General features: G+C 61.1%; 14 protein-coding genes. 9 read left to right on the top strand and 5 right to left on the bottom strand.

Translation table 11 applies throughout. The annotated features are described in order from the left end of the window. The first annotated feature begins 69 nt into the window (after positions 1 to 69). From GCN74_RS17935 to GCN74_RS17900, 8 genes are all read left to right on the top strand, one after another. Complete coding sequence (locus GCN74_RS17935; protein ID WP_152257937.1) at positions 70 to 708, top strand: hypothetical protein; 639 nt, start codon at positions 70 to 72, stop codon at positions 706 to 708. 19 nt (positions 709 to 727) lie between these two features. Next, positions 728 to 1,294, top strand: a complete 567-nt coding sequence (locus tag GCN74_RS17930; protein WP_152257936.1) for a TlpA family protein disulfide reductase — start codon at positions 728 to 730, stop codon at positions 1,292 to 1,294. An 82-nt stretch (positions 1,295 to 1,376) separates the two neighbouring features. After that, positions 1,377 to 1,814: a type II 3-dehydroquinate dehydratase gene (aroQ, locus tag GCN74_RS17925; RefSeq protein ID WP_034746628.1), complete on the top strand. Its 438-nt coding sequence runs from the start codon at positions 1,377 to 1,379 to the stop codon at positions 1,812 to 1,814. Between the two features lie 90 nt (positions 1,815 to 1,904). After that, on the top strand, positions 1,905 to 2,369 hold the full coding sequence (gene accB / locus GCN74_RS17920) for an acetyl-CoA carboxylase biotin carboxyl carrier protein (RefSeq protein WP_077408497.1): 465 nt from the start codon (positions 1,905 to 1,907) through the stop codon (positions 2,367 to 2,369). Positions 2,370 to 2,470: 101 nt separating this feature from the next. Further along, positions 2,471 to 3,886 carry an acetyl-CoA carboxylase biotin carboxylase subunit gene (accC, locus tag GCN74_RS17915; protein WP_152257935.1) on the top strand — a complete coding sequence of 472 codons (1,416 nt, stop codon included), beginning with the start codon at positions 2,471 to 2,473 and terminating at the stop codon, positions 3,884 to 3,886. Further along, positions 3,883 to 4,827, top strand: a complete 945-nt coding sequence (gene prmA, locus GCN74_RS17910; protein WP_152257934.1) for a 50S ribosomal protein L11 methyltransferase — start codon at positions 3,883 to 3,885, stop codon at positions 4,825 to 4,827. The genes accC and prmA overlap by 4 nt, the downstream gene beginning before the upstream one ends. A gap of 8 nt (positions 4,828 to 4,835) precedes the next feature. Further along, positions 4,836 to 6,101 (top strand): DUF3426 domain-containing protein, encoded by a 1,266-nt coding sequence (locus GCN74_RS17905; RefSeq protein ID WP_152257933.1) that lies wholly within the window; start codon positions 4,836 to 4,838, stop codon positions 6,099 to 6,101. 11 nt (positions 6,102 to 6,112) lie between these two features. Next, on the top strand, positions 6,113 to 7,051 hold the full coding sequence (locus GCN74_RS17900; RefSeq protein ID WP_152257932.1) for a carbohydrate kinase family protein: 939 nt from the start codon (positions 6,113 to 6,115) through the stop codon (positions 7,049 to 7,051). Positions 7,052 to 7,142: 91 nt separating this feature from the next. Here the strand turns inward: GCN74_RS17900 and GCN74_RS17895 are convergent, their stop codons facing one another. Then, a complete protein-coding gene (locus GCN74_RS17895; protein WP_034780256.1) occupies positions 7,143 to 7,676 on the bottom strand; it encodes a YggT family protein in 534 nt (177 codons plus the stop codon). 166 nt (positions 7,677 to 7,842) lie between these two features. On the opposite strand from GCN74_RS17895, the gene GCN74_RS28795 reads away from it, so the two are divergent. Beyond that, entirely contained in the window at positions 7,843 to 8,913 is a 1,071-nt protein-coding gene (locus GCN74_RS28795; RefSeq protein WP_193317143.1) for a hypothetical protein, read from the top strand. Between the two features lie 878 nt (positions 8,914 to 9,791). Here GCN74_RS28795 and GCN74_RS17885 read toward each other — a convergent pair. The 4 genes from GCN74_RS17885 to GCN74_RS17870 form a co-directional block, all read right to left on the bottom strand. Beyond that, positions 9,792 to 10,943 (bottom strand): ribonucleotide-diphosphate reductase subunit beta, encoded by a 1,152-nt coding sequence (locus tag GCN74_RS17885; protein WP_070218582.1) that lies wholly within the window; start codon positions 10,941 to 10,943, stop codon positions 9,792 to 9,794. A gap of 118 nt (positions 10,944 to 11,061) precedes the next feature. After that, entirely contained in the window at positions 11,062 to 14,013 is a 2,952-nt protein-coding gene (locus GCN74_RS17880) for a ribonucleoside-diphosphate reductase subunit alpha (protein WP_152257930.1), read from the bottom strand. 384 nt (positions 14,014 to 14,397) lie between these two features. Further along, on the bottom strand, positions 14,398 to 15,009 hold the full coding sequence (gene ampD / locus GCN74_RS17875) for a 1,6-anhydro-N-acetylmuramyl-L-alanine amidase AmpD (RefSeq protein WP_152257929.1): 612 nt from the start codon (positions 15,007 to 15,009) through the stop codon (positions 14,398 to 14,400). Continuing rightward, the coding region (locus tag GCN74_RS17870; protein WP_319633469.1) for a helix-turn-helix domain-containing protein at positions 14,987 to 15,270 on the bottom strand (284 nt) is incomplete at its 5' end. The genes GCN74_RS17870 and ampD, both read right to left, overlap by 23 nt.

Here is a 15,270-nt window from a genome sequence, read left to right as displayed (position 1 = left end):
TTAAAAAGGTCAAGTATGGGATTTTAACCGACGCCATGACTTTTTCCGCTTCAGAGTATCATCTCGCTCATGACGAACGATGCATTTGACGATAGCGCGCAGTTGCGCCTGGAAATCGCCGCCGCTGCCGCGCGCCTGGTGGCGCAGGATGGCGCCGACTATGGCAGCGCCAGGCGCAAGGCGGCGCGGCAGGTGCTGGGCGACGCCCCCAGCCGGCCCAATATACTGCCGGACAACGAGATGATCGAGGAACAGGTGCGGCAATACAATGCCCTGTTCCTGGCCGACAGCCAGCCGGCGCGATTGTTCCAGCTGCGCACGATCGCGCTGCAGGTCATGGAAGCGTTGCAGCAATTTCATCCCCTGCTCAGCGGCCCCGTGCTGAACGGCACGGCCGGCCCCCACGACGAGATCTATCTGCAGCTGTTTGCCGAGAGCGCCAAGGAAATCCACATCTTCCTGTTGAATAAAAATGTCGTGCTCGACATGTCGGAAAGCCCGCATTTCAAGGGAGCGCGTTATGATGCGGTCGAGACAGCCAGTTTCTTGTGGAAAAACGAAGGCGTGCACGCGGCCCTGTATGAGCTCGACGATATGCGCGGCGCACTGAAAGCCAAGGCGGATGGAAAAGTGCTGCGCACCGATATCGCCGGGCTGCGCAGCCTGCTGGCCGCCAGCCTCGCCGATGGCGCGCCGGCTACCCACTAACATTGATATAGATAAAGTTATGACAAAAAAGAATTGGATCGTCGGCGCCATCGTTGCACTGATGTTTGGCGGCATGGGCGCATATGTTGGCTTGAGCAAGGAAAAAGCGAAGGAAGCGGCAAAAGAAGCGGGACCGCAGACGACCGCCATCGCGCCAGGCGCGACGGGCCCCGTCAACGAGCTGTATGCGCTGTCCCTGCCGGACGCGGCTGGCGCCACGCAAGCCTTGTCGCAATGGAAGGGTAAAAACCTGCTGGTCAATTTCTGGGCGCCGTGGTGCCCGCCATGCGTGGAAGAAATGCCGGAACTGTCGGAAGTACAAGGCCACTATGGGGTGAAAAACCTGCAGGTGATCGGCATCGGCATCGATTCGGCCAGCAATATTGCCACTTTTGCCAGCAAGGTCAAGATTGCCTATCCCGTGTATGTGTCCGGCATGAGCGGCACCGACCTGTCGCGCCATTTTGGCAATGCCACGGGCGGTTTGCCCTTTACGGTGCTGATCGGCGCCGATGGCGAAGTCAAAAAGACCTATCTGGGCCGCTTGAAATTTGATCAGTTGCGCGCCGATCTGGATAAATTGTAAATTCGGAGCGTGCTTTTTTCTCTTGCCAATGCGTATCTTTGGCGGCAAAATGCGGAACTTTCGCTAAAACGGTCTTCCATACATGGCAAAAAACCTCCTTCTGCTCAACGGTCCCAACCTGAATTTGCTGGGAACGCGCGAGCCTGAGGTCTACGGCGCCAGCACCTTGGCCGATATCGAGCAGGCAGCAATGGCGCAAGCCATGGCGGCCGGTGCCGACCTGGTCTGCTTTCAAAGCAACCATGAAGGCGCGCTGATCGACCGCATCCATGCCGCGCGAGCGGAAGGGATCGATGCCATCGTCATCAATCCGGGCGGCCTGACCCATACCAGCGTCGCCTTGCGCGATGCGCTGGCCGGGGTCGCCATTCCGTTCGTGGAAGTCCATATCTCGAATATTTATCAACGCGAAACGTTTCGACATCACTCATTTCTCAGCGCGATCGCGCAGGGGACGATCTGCGGCCTGGGTATCGATGGATATCGGTTTGCCATCGACTTTGCGCTTAAAAAACGTTAATCTACGCGATCTGCACGCATTTAGCGCGGCGATAGGTTCTGGACATCACCGCATCACTCATAAAACAAACTACATTCCTAGGGGTTTTACATGGATCTACGAAAACTCAAGACCTTGATCGACCTGGTCGCCGAATCGGATATCGCAGAGCTGGAAGTTACCGAAGGCGAAAGCAAGGTTCGCATCGTCAAATCGTCGGCCATGCCGCAAAACCAGATGGTCATGATGCAGCCGCAAGGCATGCCAGCCCAATACCAGCCAGCCGCGCCAGCCGCCGCTCCTGCTGCGGCAGCCGCCGTCGTGGTCGCCGCCGAGCCAACGGGCTATGTGGTCAAGTCGCCGATGGTCGGCACCTTCTACCGCTCCTCCGCTCCTGGCAGCGCCGCCTATGTTGAAGTGGGCTCGACCGTCAAGGAAGGTGATACCCTGTGCATCATCGAAGCGATGAAGCTGCTCAATGAAATCGACTCCGACAAAGCCGGTGTCGTGACCCAGATCCTGGTCGAAAACGGCCAACCGGTCGAATTCGGTCAACCCTTGTTTGTGATCGGCTAAAACCCAGTCCACACGGCCGGCAACGGCCGTTTGCAGTTTTAGCCCCTCACACTTGTTGTTTCGCCGGCTCGCCGGCTCTCACAGACATACGCGAACCTACCATGTTTGAAAAAATCCTGATTGCCAACCGTGGTGAAATTGCCCTCCGTATTCAGCGCGCCTGCCGCGAAATGGGCATTAAAACGGTTGTAGTCCACTCCGAAGCCGACAAGGACGCGAAATACGTCAAGCTGGCCGACGAATCCGTTTGTATCGGGCCGGCACAGTCCGCCCTGAGCTACCTGAACATGCCCGCCATCATCAGCGCCGCTGAAGTGACGGACGCGCAAGCGATTCACCCAGGCTATGGCTTCCTGTCGGAAAATGCCGACTTTGCCGAACGCGTCGAGAAATCGGGCTTCGTCTTCATCGGCCCCCGTTCCGAATCGATCCGCTTGATGGGCGATAAAGTGTCGGCCAAGCAAACCATGATCAAGGCTGGCGTACCGTGCGTGCCCGGCTCGGAAGGCGCGTTGCCGGACGATCCGAAAGCGATCGTGCAAATTGCCCGCAAGATCGGCTATCCCGTCATCATCAAGGCGGCCGGCGGCGGTGGCGGACGCGGCATGCGCGTGGTGCACACGGAAGCGGCCCTGATCAACGCCGTGGCGATGACCAAGACGGAAGCCGGCACGGCTTTCGGCAACCCTGAAGTGTATATGGAGAAGTACCTGGAAAATCCGCGCCACGTGGAAATCCAGATCCTCGCCGACGAACACAAGAACGCCGTCTGGCTGGGCGAGCGCGACTGCTCCATGCAGCGCCGCCACCAGAAAGTGATCGAAGAAGCACCGGCGCCGGGCATTCCGCGCAAGCTGATCGAGAAAATTGGCGACCGCTGCGCGGAAGCGTGCCGCAAGATCGGCTACCGCGGCGCCGGCACCTTTGAATTCCTGTACGAAAACGGCGAGTTCTATTTCATTGAAATGAATACCCGCGTGCAAGTTGAGCATCCGGTCACCGAAATGATCACCGGCATCGACATCGTGCAAGAGCAGATCCGCATCGCCGCCGGCGAAAAACTGCGTTTCCGCCAGCGCGACGTCCTGCTGTCGGGCCACGCCGTCGAGTGCCGCATCAATGCGGAAGATCCGTTCAAGTTCACGCCATCGCCCGGCAAGATCGTCTCCTGGCATGCGCCGGGCGGCCCCGGCATCCGCGTCGACTCGCACGCCTACGCCGGCTACTACGTGCCGCCGCACTACGACTCGATGATCGGCAAAGTGATCGCTTACGGCGCCACGCGCGAGCAGGCGATCCGCCGCATGCAGATCGCCCTGTCCGAAATGGTGGTCGAAGGCATCAACACGAACATCGCCTTGCACCGCGAACTGATGATCGACGCGCGCTTCATCGAAGGCGGCACGAACATTCACTATCTGGAACAGAAACTGGCCGACATGCCGGACCTGGGCAAGAACCTGAATAGCGGCAGCCCCAGCATCGCCAAGAAATCCGAAATCAAGGCGGGCGCATGAGCTGGACGGAAATCGTCATTGAAATCGCCCGCGACAACGCCGAAGCCATGTCCGACGCGCTGATGGAAGCGGGCGCCCTGTCGGTGTCGGTGGAAGACGCCGATGAAGGCACGGACGCCGAGCAGCCCCTGTTTGGCGAACCCGGCATGGAACCGAAGGAAGCGGCGTGGGAACGCAGCCGCGTGGTGGCGCTGACGGACGTCGACGCCGACCAGGCCGCCATCGTGGCCGCCGCAGCCCAGGCTGTCGGCATGACGGAAGTTCCTGCCTTTAGCATGCGCCCCGTGGAAGAGCAGGACTGGGTGCGCCTGACGCAGTCGCAATTCGCCCCGATTCACATCGGCAAGAATATCTGGGTCGTGCCCAGCTGGCACGAGGCACCGGACCCTGACGGCCTGATCCTGGAACTGGACCCGGGCCTGGCCTTCGGCACGGGCAGCCACCCCACCACGCGCCTGTGCATGGAATGGCTGGAAGCGAACCCTGCCCCCGGCAAGACCGTGCTCGACTACGGTTGCGGTTCCGGCATCCTGGCCATGGTGGCCAAGAAGCTGGGCGCGCAAACGGTGGCCGGCGTCGATATCGATCCGCAAGCGATCGAATCGGCCCGCGACAATGCCGAACGCAACCAGTGCGAGATCGAATATTTCTTGCCAGACACGTTTGCCACCTCGGCACACGCCACGGCCAAGTTTGACATCGTCGTTGCCAACATCCTGTCGAGCCCATTGAAACTGATGGCACCGATGCTGTCTGGCCGCGTTGCCGACGGCGGCGCACTGATCCTGTCCGGCGTGCTGGCACGCCAGGCGGAAGAAGTGGCCGCAGCCTACGCGCCTTTCATCCAGCTGGGTGTATGGGCCGAGCAAGATGGCTGGGTGGCCCTGCATGGCCGCCTGGGCAGCACGCAAGCGCCTGCGCCCCGCGCGGAAGGTGCATAAGCACAGCAATGGCCCTCGCCACCAAATGCCCCCATTGCAACACGATATTTCGGGTCGCTGCTGACCAGTTGAAGTTACGTGGGGGCATCGTGCGCTGTGGCACGTGCAGGGAAGTCTTTGACGGCAATGCCGCGCTGGTCGATCCAGCCGCGGCATCGCCGTTTTTAACATCGGCCCCCGGCGGCGGCACCCCGCTGCCGAGCGCTTACCCGCTTGACGCCAGCCTGCCGTCCGCCACGGACGACGAACCCATCTATTCTCTCGACTTCGACACCTCGTTCGACCCGTTCGGCATCTTGCCGGAAACGGCGCAGCTCAAGGAGGACGAAGACGATGGCGAAACCATCGAACTGGACCTCGACGTCAGCCTGCCTGCCGAGACGCCGGACGAAGTGCCTGTCGCCGCCCCTGTCGTCCCTCCCGCAGTGATACCGATGGCAGCGCCGCCCCCCCAGCCGGAGCCGCCGCTGCCCCAGCCGATGGCGCCGTTCAAGCGCCGCCAGGTCGATGACGCGCCCGCCTTCGCCACATATTTGCGCGAGAGCCGCCGCGAACCGAACCTGGAAGCCGAGGAAGCGCCGGTACTGCCTGCCGCCGACAAGGTCAGCCTGGACAAGCCCGTGCCGCGGGCACCCGTCGCGGCGCCCCCGGCGCGCGTGGAACCGACGCTGGCCGACCAGGTGGCACAAGCGGCCGCCGTGCCGCCTGAATCCGCCGTGGCCGCCGAGGCAGCGCAATTGCCGGCCGACGACGACGAACCGGCTTTCGTCACCCGGGGCCGGCGCCGCGAACAAAGCGGCAAGGCCCTGCGCGTGGCCATGGCCCTCGGCTCCGTGGCGCTGTTGCTCTTGTTATTCCTGCAAGTGATGACCACCTTCCGCAATCCGCTGGCGGCACAATTTCCGCAGTGGAAGCCAACCCTGGTGGCGCTGTGCAAGCTCAGTGGCTGCCAGGTCGACTTGCCGGCGCAGATCGAGGCGCTGTCCATCGAACAGGGCGAATTACAAACCATCAAGGAACAGACCTTTTCCTACGTCTCGCTGCTGCGCAACCAGAGTCGCAGCGTACAAGCCTGGCCCAGCATCGAACTGATCCTCAACGATGCCAATGACAAGCCCGTCCTGCGCCGGGTGATCGCGCCGCGCGACTACCTGCCGGCCACGATCGACGTGAGCACGGGGTTTGCGCCCCGCTCGGAACAAATCATCAAACTGTACTTTGCCTTAGACCAGCTCACGGCGTCTGGCTACCATATCGCCATCTTTTACCCTTAACAGACACTATCATGACCAAAACCTCGTTGATCTGCGGTTCGCTTGCCACCGACACCATCATGCAATTTCCCGGCCGCTTCGGCGAATCGCTGCTGGCCGACCAGTTGCACAAGGTAAATGTGTCCTTCCTCGTGCCGACCATGCGCACGGAGTTCGGCGGCTGCTCGGGCAACATCGCCTACAGCCTGAAAATGCTGGGCGGCGACCCGCGCATCGTCGGCGTCATGGGCCAGGATAGCGCCGCCTACCTGGAACGCCTGCAAAAGCTGGGCATTTCCACCGCCAACATCCTGATCAAGGCCGACAGCTACAACGCGCAGTGCTTCGTCACGGCCGACGCGGACAATAACCAGATCAATGCCTTCCACCCGGGCGCCATGTCGTTTGCGCATGAAAACCCGATCGCCAATGCGGGACCGGCCAAGGTGGCCATCATTTCGCCGGACGGCGACCAGGGCATGCTCAAGCACGCAGCCGACCTGGCCGAACTGGGCATCCCCTTCATGTTCGACCCGGGCCAGCAGTTGCCACGCTTCGATGGCGCCCAGTTGATCGACTTCATCAACAAGGCCACGTATGTATCGGCCAATGACTATGAAATGGAAATGTTGATGGAGCGCACGGGCTTGACCCTGCCGGAAATCGCCAGCCGCCTGGAAGCGCTGATCGTCACGCGCGGTGAAAAAGGGTCGGAAATCTATACGGACGGCAAGCGCATCGACATTCCTGTCGTGGCCGCCAAGGAAGTGCTGGATCCTACCGGCTGCGGCGACGCCTACCGTGCAGGCTTGCTGTTCGGCATTACCAACGACCTGGGCTGGGAAACCAGCGGTCGCCTGGCCAGCCTGCTGGGCGCCATCAAGATCGCCACCCAGGGTGCGCAAAACCATGTGTTTACGCCAGAAAGCATTGCCGACCAGTTTGAAGCGGCGTTCGGCTACCGCTATTGATATGCAGGCCGGGTGAAACCTCACCCGGCAACGCTACAGCTTGTTCAAGCAGGGTCGGCTTGCGCGCAAACGCCAGGCCGGCCTCCCCGCCTTACCTCACGACAATAATCATTCCCACCAGTACTTGCGCGATCTGCAACAGGATCAGCGCCACCAGCAGCGACAGGTCCAGGCTGCCGACCAGCGGCACGACCTTGCGGATCGGACGCAGCAGGGGCTCGTTCAGGGCCCGTACGAACGGCGCCAGCGGCGCATGCGGGTTGACCCAGCTGAAGATGGCTTCGATGATCAGCAAGGCCATGAAACCGTAGAGTATCCATTGCAGGAAGCGTTGCAGCGACTTGAGCAGCACCACTTCGACGGGATAACCGGAAATAAATAGGACCGAGCTGGCCAGCAGCACGATCAGGAAGGCGCCGATCAGGCTGGCCCAGTCATACCCGCCCACGCCCGGCACCACGCGGCGCAGGGGGCGTACCAGCCAGTCGGACAATTGAAACGTGAATTGCGCCACCGACGACGGCGGCCGCACGCGCACCGCCTGCATCCAGAAGCGCAGCAGCAACACGCCGCCCAGCAAGGTGGCGATGGTATCAACGATCAATGTAAGGATAACGATCAGCACGACTAATTCTCCAAAAAAAAACCGCTGTGTGATTGAGTCACACAGCGGCGTGTTGCCTCATCCAGGCACCCGTATCGTTGGAATTACGATGGGCGGGTGCTGGTTGGGAATGGCCAGGCTGCAGCCGGTGCCAACACGGTTTTTGCTACAGGTGCGATAGGCGCCGATGGCTTGGCGACAGGCGCGGCCTTCTTCGGTGCGGCCTTTTTCGGCGCGGCCTTCTTGGCTGCCGGTTTGGCGGCCACGGCGGCTGGGGCCGCTGGTGCGGCTGCCGGCGCGGCTACCGGTGCGGCTGCCGCGACTGGCGCTGCTGCAGGCTTGGCGGCAGGTTTCGCTGCTGCTTTCGCTGCCGGCTTGGCCGCTGGCTTGGCGGCAACCTTGGCTGCCGGTTTTGCTGCTGGCTTCGCTGCTACCTTGGCCGCTGGCTTGGCTGCCGGTTTCGCTGCGACTTTGGCGGCAGGTTTCGCTGCGGCTTTGGCGGCTGGCTTCGCAGCAACTTTGGCCGCTGGCTTCGCTGCTGCCTTGGCCGCTGGCTTGGCTGCCGCTTTTGCTGCTGGCTTCGCTGCTGCCTTGGCGGCTGGCTTCGCTACCGCTTTTTTCGCTGCCGGCTTGGCTGCTGGCTTCGCTACTGCCTTGGCGGCAGGTTTCGCTGCGGCTTTCGCGGCTGGCTTGGCTGCCGGCTTGGCAACGGCTTTTTTCGCTGCTGGCTTCGCTGCTGCCTTGGCCGCTGGCTTGGCTGCCGCTTTGGCTGCCGGCTTCGCTGCTACCTTGGCTGCTGGCTTGGCTGCAGCTTTTGCTGCTGGCTTCGCTGCTGCTTTGGCGGCCGGCTTGGCTGCTGCCTTGGCGACGACTTTTTTCGCCGCCGGCTTGGCTGCTGCCTTGGCGACTGGTTTGGCTGCTGCCTTGGCTGCAGGTTTCGCTGCGGCTTTTTTTACGGCTGGCTTGGCTGCTGCCTTGGCGGCAGGTTTGGCTGCCGCTTTTGCTGCTGGCTTGGCAGCGGCTTTTTTCGCCACTGGTTTGGCCGCTGCCTTGGCGGCAGGTTTCGCAGCCACTTTTGCTGCTGGCTTGGCTGCCGGTTTTGCTGCTGCCTTGGCCGCTGGTTTCGCTGCGGCTTTCGCTACCGGCTTGGCAGCCACTTTTGCTGCTGGTTTTGCGGCTGGCTTGGCTGCAGGTTTCGCTGCGGCTTTGGCAGCTGGTTTTGCGGCTGGTTTGGCTGCGGCTTTGGCAGCTGGTTTAGCGGCAACCGTCTTCGCTGCGGCTGCCGGCTTCTTCGCGGCAGGAGCAGCCTTGGCGGCTGGTTTCTTTACTTCTGATTTCTTAGCGGCTGTTGCCATTTGTCTCTCCTTCATCTGAGATGAGAAATTTAAGCTACAAGATTTAAACCCGTCCGACCCACCACAGGGATAGGCCAGGCGAATTATTCATCGGCACAAACGGTCGTTTGCGCTAATGAATTCGGCACCAGCTGAACTGCTGCAACTCCTCACGTTTGCAGCACTTCAGCCATCGTCGGTGCCACCCTGCTTTATCTCGCAGCTGGTGGCAAAGTCTGAATTCGGTCATTCGTTTTCGATGCCGTGCGTTTTTTCGCTCCTCGCATCGCGCTCGCCACAACACCCAAGCGTCAAATAAAAAACCGCCATGCCTGAAAAAATTCGGGCACGGCGGCAGACGAAAACGGTGTGGTTTTGTGCATATCCGTGTAAATCTGTATCCCTGTTTTGCGAGGTTTTTTCGTTACCGCGCTGGTTAAAAAACCCCGCATTCTAACGCTCGCATTTGCAATCTCATAAAGTACACGAAAACCTTGTCAATGCGCAACCGGCACGACACGTTTTCGCCCGCTTTTTTGCACGTTACGCGTGCTATCGCACAATCGCGCGCCAAATGCCGCCGCCAGCGTCTCCGGAAACGATATTTTCGGCCTGCGATGCGGGCCCGCGTGGCCGCCGAAAAATCCGCCGCAAGCCGCTTCGCGGCGCCCGATGCGCACGCCGTTTTCCGCTGCGCCGACGGCGTGTTCCGCGGCCTCCCTGCAACCGTATTTTTCGACGCCAGGCACGAAAAAAAAGCGCCGTCACAGTGACGGCGCTTCTGGCTTTCGAGAGCGAACGCTTATTCCCAGTTCAGCGCACCGCCGGTCTGGTATTCGGTCACGCGCGTCTCGAAGAAGTTGCGTTCCTTCTTCATGTCGATCATCTCGCTCATCCACGGGAATGGATTTTCTTCCTGGGCGAACAGCGGCTCGATGCCGATCTGCTGCGCGCGGCGGTTGGCGATGAAGCGCAGGTAGCCCTTGAACATCGGCGCGTTCAGACCCAGCACGCCGCGCGGCATGGTGTCTTCCGCGTACGCGTATTCCAGTTCCACGGCTTTCATGAACAGATCCTTGATCTCTTCGCGGAAGGCGGCCGTCCACAGCTGCGGGTTTTCCATCTTGATCGTGTTGATCAAGTCGATGCCGAAGTTGCAGTGCATCGATTCGTCGCGCAGGATGTACTGGTACTGCTCGGCAGCGCCCATCATCTTGTTCTGGCGGCCCAGCGCCAGGATCTGCGTGAAGCCCACGTAGAAGAACAGGCCTTCCATCAGGCAGGCAAACACGATCAGGGACTTGAGCAGCTTCTGGTCGTTTTCCACCGTGCCGGTGACGAAGGCGGGATCCGTCAGCGTGTTGATGAACGGGATCAGGAATTCATCCTTGTCGCGGATCGACTTGACTTCGTTGTAGGCGTTGAAGATCTCGCCTTCGTCCAGGCCCAGCGATTCGACGATGTACTGGTAGGCGTGCGTGTGGATCGCTTCCTCGAACGCCTGGCGCAGCAGGTACTGGCGGCACTCGGGCGCCGTGATGTGGCGGTAGGTGCCCAGCACGATGTTGTTGGCGGCCAGCGAGTCGGCCGTCACGAAGAAGCCCAGGTTGCGCTTGACCAGGCGGCGCTCGTCGTCCGTCAGGCCGTTCGGGTTCTTCCACAGCTCGATATCGCGCTGCATGTTCACTTCCTGCGGCATCCAGTGGTTGGCGCAGCCGGCCAGGTATTTGTCCCACGCCCATTTGTACTTGAACGGCACCAACTGGTTGACGTCCGTCTTGCCGTTGATGATGCGCTTGTCGTCGGCGTTCACGCGGCGCGCCACTTGCTCGGCGTTCGCTTCGGACGGCTCGGCACCGGCCGGCAGGTTCAAATCGGTATTTCCCAGCGGCGCTTGCTGCGCCGGACGCGGCACAGCTGCCGACGTGGTTTCATCATCCCAAGACAACGACATATTCTTCTTCCTTTCCATGCCGGCGAGCCGGCGATCCGCAACAGGCCCGTTCAATCGGACAATGCAGACATTGACAACATTGAATCAGCCCGGCCGTGCCGGGCTGACAACTAAAATCTTACTGGCAGGCTTCGCATTCCTCGAAACCGTCGTCGCCCGGACGCAGGTAGCAGGCTTCGCCATCGGCGTCGTCCGCTGCCGCTGCCACGACCGGCGCCACCGCCGGAACGGCTGCCACTGCGGCAGCTGCCGCAGCGCTGTGCGCGCTGGCCGACATGCCGCCATCGACTGCCACGGCGTTCAGGGCGCCCGTCTTGGAGGTCGATTTCTCCATGTGGGTGGCGGCGATGGTACGCAGGTAGTAGGTGGTTTTCAGGCCACGCAGCCATGCCAGCTTGTAGGTTTCGTCCAGTTTCTTGCCCGAAGCGCCAGCCATGTAGATGTTCAGCGACTGGGCCTGGTCGATCCACTTCTGGCGACGCGAAGCCGCTTCCACCAGCCAGCTTGGCGACACTTCGAAGGCCGTGGCGTAGATATCGCGCAGGTCTTGCGGGATGCGGTCGATCTTCACCAGCGAGCCGTCGAAGTACTTCAGGTCCGAGATCATGACTTCATCCCACAGGTCGCGCGCCTTCAGGTCGCGCACCAGGTAGCCGTTGATCTCCGTGAATTCGCCCGACAGGTTCGATTTCACGTACAGGTTCTGGAACGTCGGTTCGATACAGGCCGAGACGCCGATGATGTTCGAAATCGTCGCCGTCGGGGCAATCGCCACGCAGTTCGAGTTGCGCATGCCGAACTTGGCGATGCGTTCGCGCACCGGGGTCCAGTCCATGGCCGACGAGGAATCGACTTCCAGGTAGCCGCCGCGCTCTTCAGCCAGCAGTTTCACCGAGTCTTGCGGCAGGATGCCGCGGTCCCACAGCGAACCGGCGTACGATTCATAGCGGCCGCGCTCTTCGGCCAGTTCCGTCGACGCCAGGTAGGCGTAGTAGCAGACGGCTTCCATCGAGGTGTCGGCAAACGACACGGCGGCGTCCGAGGCGAACGGGATGCGCATCATGTGCAGGCAGTCCTGGAAGCCCATGATGCCCATGCCGACGGGACGGTGGCGCATGTTCGAATTGCGCGCCTTGTCGACGGCGTAGTAATTGATGTCGATGACGTTGTCGAGCATGCGCATGGCGGTGCGGATGGTCTTGGCCAGCTTGATGTGATCGAGCTTGCCTTCCTTCATGTGCGCCGGCATGTTCACGGAACCCAGGTTGCAGACGGCGATTTCATCGCTGCTGGTGTTCAGCGTGATTTCCGTGCACAGGTTCGAGCTGTGGACGACGCCGACGTGCGACTGCGGGCTGCGGATGTTGCAAGGGTCCTTGAACGTGATCCATGGGTGGCCCGTTTCAAACAGCATCGACAGCATCTTGCGCCACAGGTCCAGCGCCTGGACCTTCTTGAAGACGCGGATTTCGCCGGCGGCGGCCTTGGCTTCGTAACCCAGGTAAGCCTGTTCAAAGGCCTTGCCGACCTTGTCGTGCAGGTCTGGCGTGTCCGACGGCGAGAACAGGGTCCACTCGCCTTTTTCCATGACGCGCTTCATGAACATGTCGGGAATCCAGTTCGCCGTGTTCATGTCGTGCGTGCGGCGGCGGTCGTCGCCCGTGTTCTTGCGCAGGTCGAGGAATTCCTCGATGTCCATGTGCCAGGTTTCCAGGTAGGCGCAGACGGCGCCCTTGCGCTTGCCGCCCTGGTTGACCGCCACGGCCGTGTCGTTGACCACTTTCAGGAACGGCACCACGCCTTGCGACTTGCCGTTGGTGCCCTTGATGTGGGCGCCCAGGGCGCGCACTGGCGTCCAGTCGTTGCCCAGGCCGCCGGCGAACTTGGCCAGCAGCGCGTTGTCCTTGATGGCGTCGTAGATGCCTTCCAGGTCGTCCGAAACGGTGCTCAGGTAGCACGACGACAGCTGCGAGCGCAGGGTGCCCGAGTTGAACAGGGTCGGGGTCGAGCTCATGAAGTCGAACGAGGACAGCAGGCTGTAGAACTCGATGGCGCGCGCTTCGCGGTCCGCCTCGTTCAGCGCCAGGCCCATGGCCACGCGCATGTAGAACGCCTGCGGCATTTCGATGCGCACGTCCTGGATGTGCAGGAAGTAGCGGTCATACAGGGTTTGCAGGCCGATGTAGCCGAATTGCAAGTCGCGGTCGGCCACGATGGCTTTGGCCAGGCGTTCCAGGTCGAAGCTGGCGAGTACCGGGTTCAGCAGCTCGGCGGCGATGCCCTTGGCGATGTATTGCGGGAAATACGTCAGGTATTCGGCGGCAGCGGCCGCTTGCGGCACTTCCTTGCCGAACACTTCCTTGCGCACCGTGTGCAGCAGGATGCGGGCCGTGACCTGGCTGTAGGCCGGGTCTTTTTCCATCAGCGCGCGCGCTGCCAGGATGGCCGACTTGTGCAGCTCTTCGACGGGCACGCCGTCGTACAGGTTTTTCACCGTTTCAGCCAGGATGGCGTCGGCATCGACGTGCTTTTCCAGGCCGGCGCAGGCGGCATTGATCAGGTCGCGCACTTCCTGCATGTCCAGCAGGCGGCGCACGCCGTTGTCCGTCACGTTCAATTGCGGTGCGGAAACTTGTGCGGAAGCGCCCTGCGCTTCCTTCTGCAAACGGCGCTCTTCCATGTGCTTGGCGCGGTACAGCACGTAGGCACGCGCCACGTCGTGCTCGCCCGAGCGCATCAGCGACAGTTCCACCTGGTCTTGCACGTCTTCGATATGGAAGGTGCCGCCGCCTGGGTGGCGGCGCACCAGCGCCGCGACGACGCCGTCGGTCAATTGTTCCACCAGTTCGCGGATGCGTGCCGAAGCGGCGCCCTGGCCGCCGTTAACGGCCAAAAACGCCTTGGTCATGGCGATGGCGATCTTCGAAGGCTCAAATGCCACCACCGCGCCGTTGCGGCGGATGATGCGATAGTCGCCCAATGCCGCGCCCGTACTCGCCACGCTGTTGGCCGCGCCTGGCGCTGGCGATACTGGCGTTGGATGGATGGAAATATCTTGTGGTGATTGCATTGAAGCTCCCGTTGTCAGCTAAAGTCAGCCTGCAGTTTTGCTGCCGCGTGTGTTGTTGAATAGAACGCCCGATGGTCTGGGTTTCCTCAGGTAATTTTATTGCCAAATAGTAAATAATGCACAGTCAGAAATCATGCGACCAACCTGTCTTGTCCGGCTGGCGCGAAATGCGATCAAGGGTGATGAACCGCCAGTTCCCGTTGTCATATCAACAAACAGGGTAGCTTTGGTAATAATTCTGAAAACGTCTGTGATGGCACTACATATAGTCACTAAGTTCAAGTTCTGCACTAATTGTAGTGCCCATCGAAAGGCGATGCAATAGTTTTCCGGCATCCGTCGGCGTAATTTTTTGTGTTTTCATATACGATTTCGGTTGACTTTTCAGGGCATGGATGGAAAGCCCAATCCCCGCGAAGTAAGCGCTAACGCAGCTTGCCCGTGCAGCGTTTCCAGCCAGCATTTTTGATAAAAATGCCAGTCAAAAAACGGCCCCGGATCCGTCTTCCTCCCCGGCGCAATATGCTCGTGGCCCCGCACCTGCGTCAGCCCGTAGCGCGCCACCAGCGCCGCCGTCAGCGCCGCCAGGACATGGTATTGCCGCGGCTGGAAAGGCACGTCGTCCGTGCCTTCCATTTCGATACCGATGGAATAGCCATTGCACTGCGGGCGTCCTTCGAACATGGACGCGCCGGCATGCCAGGCACGTTGATCAGTAGAAACATATTGCAACAGCGCACCATCGCGCCGCACAAAAAAGTGCGCCGACACCTGCAAGCCACGCAGGTCGGCGAAAGAAGGATCGGCATTATAGTCTACCCGGCCCGTAAACAAGTCCGACACATGCGGTCCGCCGAAGTGGCCGCCCGGCAAGCTGATGTTATGGATCACCAGCAAATCGACTTGCATGCCGTCCGGGCGCGCATCGTGGTGCGGCGAGTCATAGCGCAGCGCGCCGTCGCACCAGCCGTCTTCATCTATCGTCCATGCGCTCATCAAATAGCGGTTCCTGTATCGTCAGTTTCTGCATGCGGTAACGCAACTGGCGCACGCTGAGCCCCAGCTGGCGCGCTGCCCGTGCGCGGTGGTAGCGCGCCTGCACCAGCGCCCGCATGATCATGTCGCGCTCGGCCTGGCGCAAATACACCTGCAGCGGCAAGACCGGGCCCACGCCGCGCAGCGCCATGCCGGGCAGGCACGGTTGCCGTTCCGGCGCGGCCGGCGACGGCAGCGCCCGCAGCGGCATGGCGCCCGCCG

Source organism: Janthinobacterium sp. FT14W (assembly GCF_009208755.1).
In the GTDB taxonomy this organism is placed as follows: domain Bacteria; phylum Pseudomonadota; class Gammaproteobacteria; order Burkholderiales; family Burkholderiaceae_D; genus Janthinobacterium; species Janthinobacterium violaceinigrum.
Note: the sequence above shows the minus strand (reverse complement) of the source record. Positions and strands in the feature narration are given on the sequence as shown.

Coding starts and splice junctions, on each gene's coding strand:
- GCN74_RS17935 (WP_152257937.1), top strand. CDS start 70: ATGACGAACGATGCATTTGACGATAGCGCGCAGTTGCGCCTGGAAATC.
- GCN74_RS17930 (WP_152257936.1), top strand. CDS start 728: ATGACAAAAAAGAATTGGATCGTCGGCGCCATCGTTGCACTGATGTTT.
- aroQ (WP_034746628.1), top strand. CDS start 1,377: ATGGCAAAAAACCTCCTTCTGCTCAACGGTCCCAACCTGAATTTGCTG.
- accB (WP_077408497.1), top strand. CDS start 1,905: ATGGATCTACGAAAACTCAAGACCTTGATCGACCTGGTCGCCGAATCG.
- accC (WP_152257935.1), top strand. CDS start 2,471: ATGTTTGAAAAAATCCTGATTGCCAACCGTGGTGAAATTGCCCTCCGT.
- prmA (WP_152257934.1), top strand. CDS start 3,883: ATGAGCTGGACGGAAATCGTCATTGAAATCGCCCGCGACAACGCCGAA.
- GCN74_RS17905 (WP_152257933.1), top strand. CDS start 4,836: ATGGCCCTCGCCACCAAATGCCCCCATTGCAACACGATATTTCGGGTC.
- GCN74_RS17900 (WP_152257932.1), top strand. CDS start 6,113: ATGACCAAAACCTCGTTGATCTGCGGTTCGCTTGCCACCGACACCATC.
- GCN74_RS28795 (WP_193317143.1), top strand. CDS start 7,843: ATGGCTTGGCGACAGGCGCGGCCTTCTTCGGTGCGGCCTTTTTCGGCG.
- GCN74_RS17885 (WP_070218582.1), bottom strand. CDS start 10,943: ATGTCGTTGTCTTGGGATGATGAAACCACGTCGGCAGCTGTGCCGCGT.
- GCN74_RS17880 (WP_152257930.1), bottom strand. CDS start 14,013: ATGCAATCACCACAAGATATTTCCATCCATCCAACGCCAGTATCGCCA.
- ampD (WP_152257929.1), bottom strand. CDS start 15,009: ATGAGCGCATGGACGATAGATGAAGACGGCTGGTGCGACGGCGCGCTG.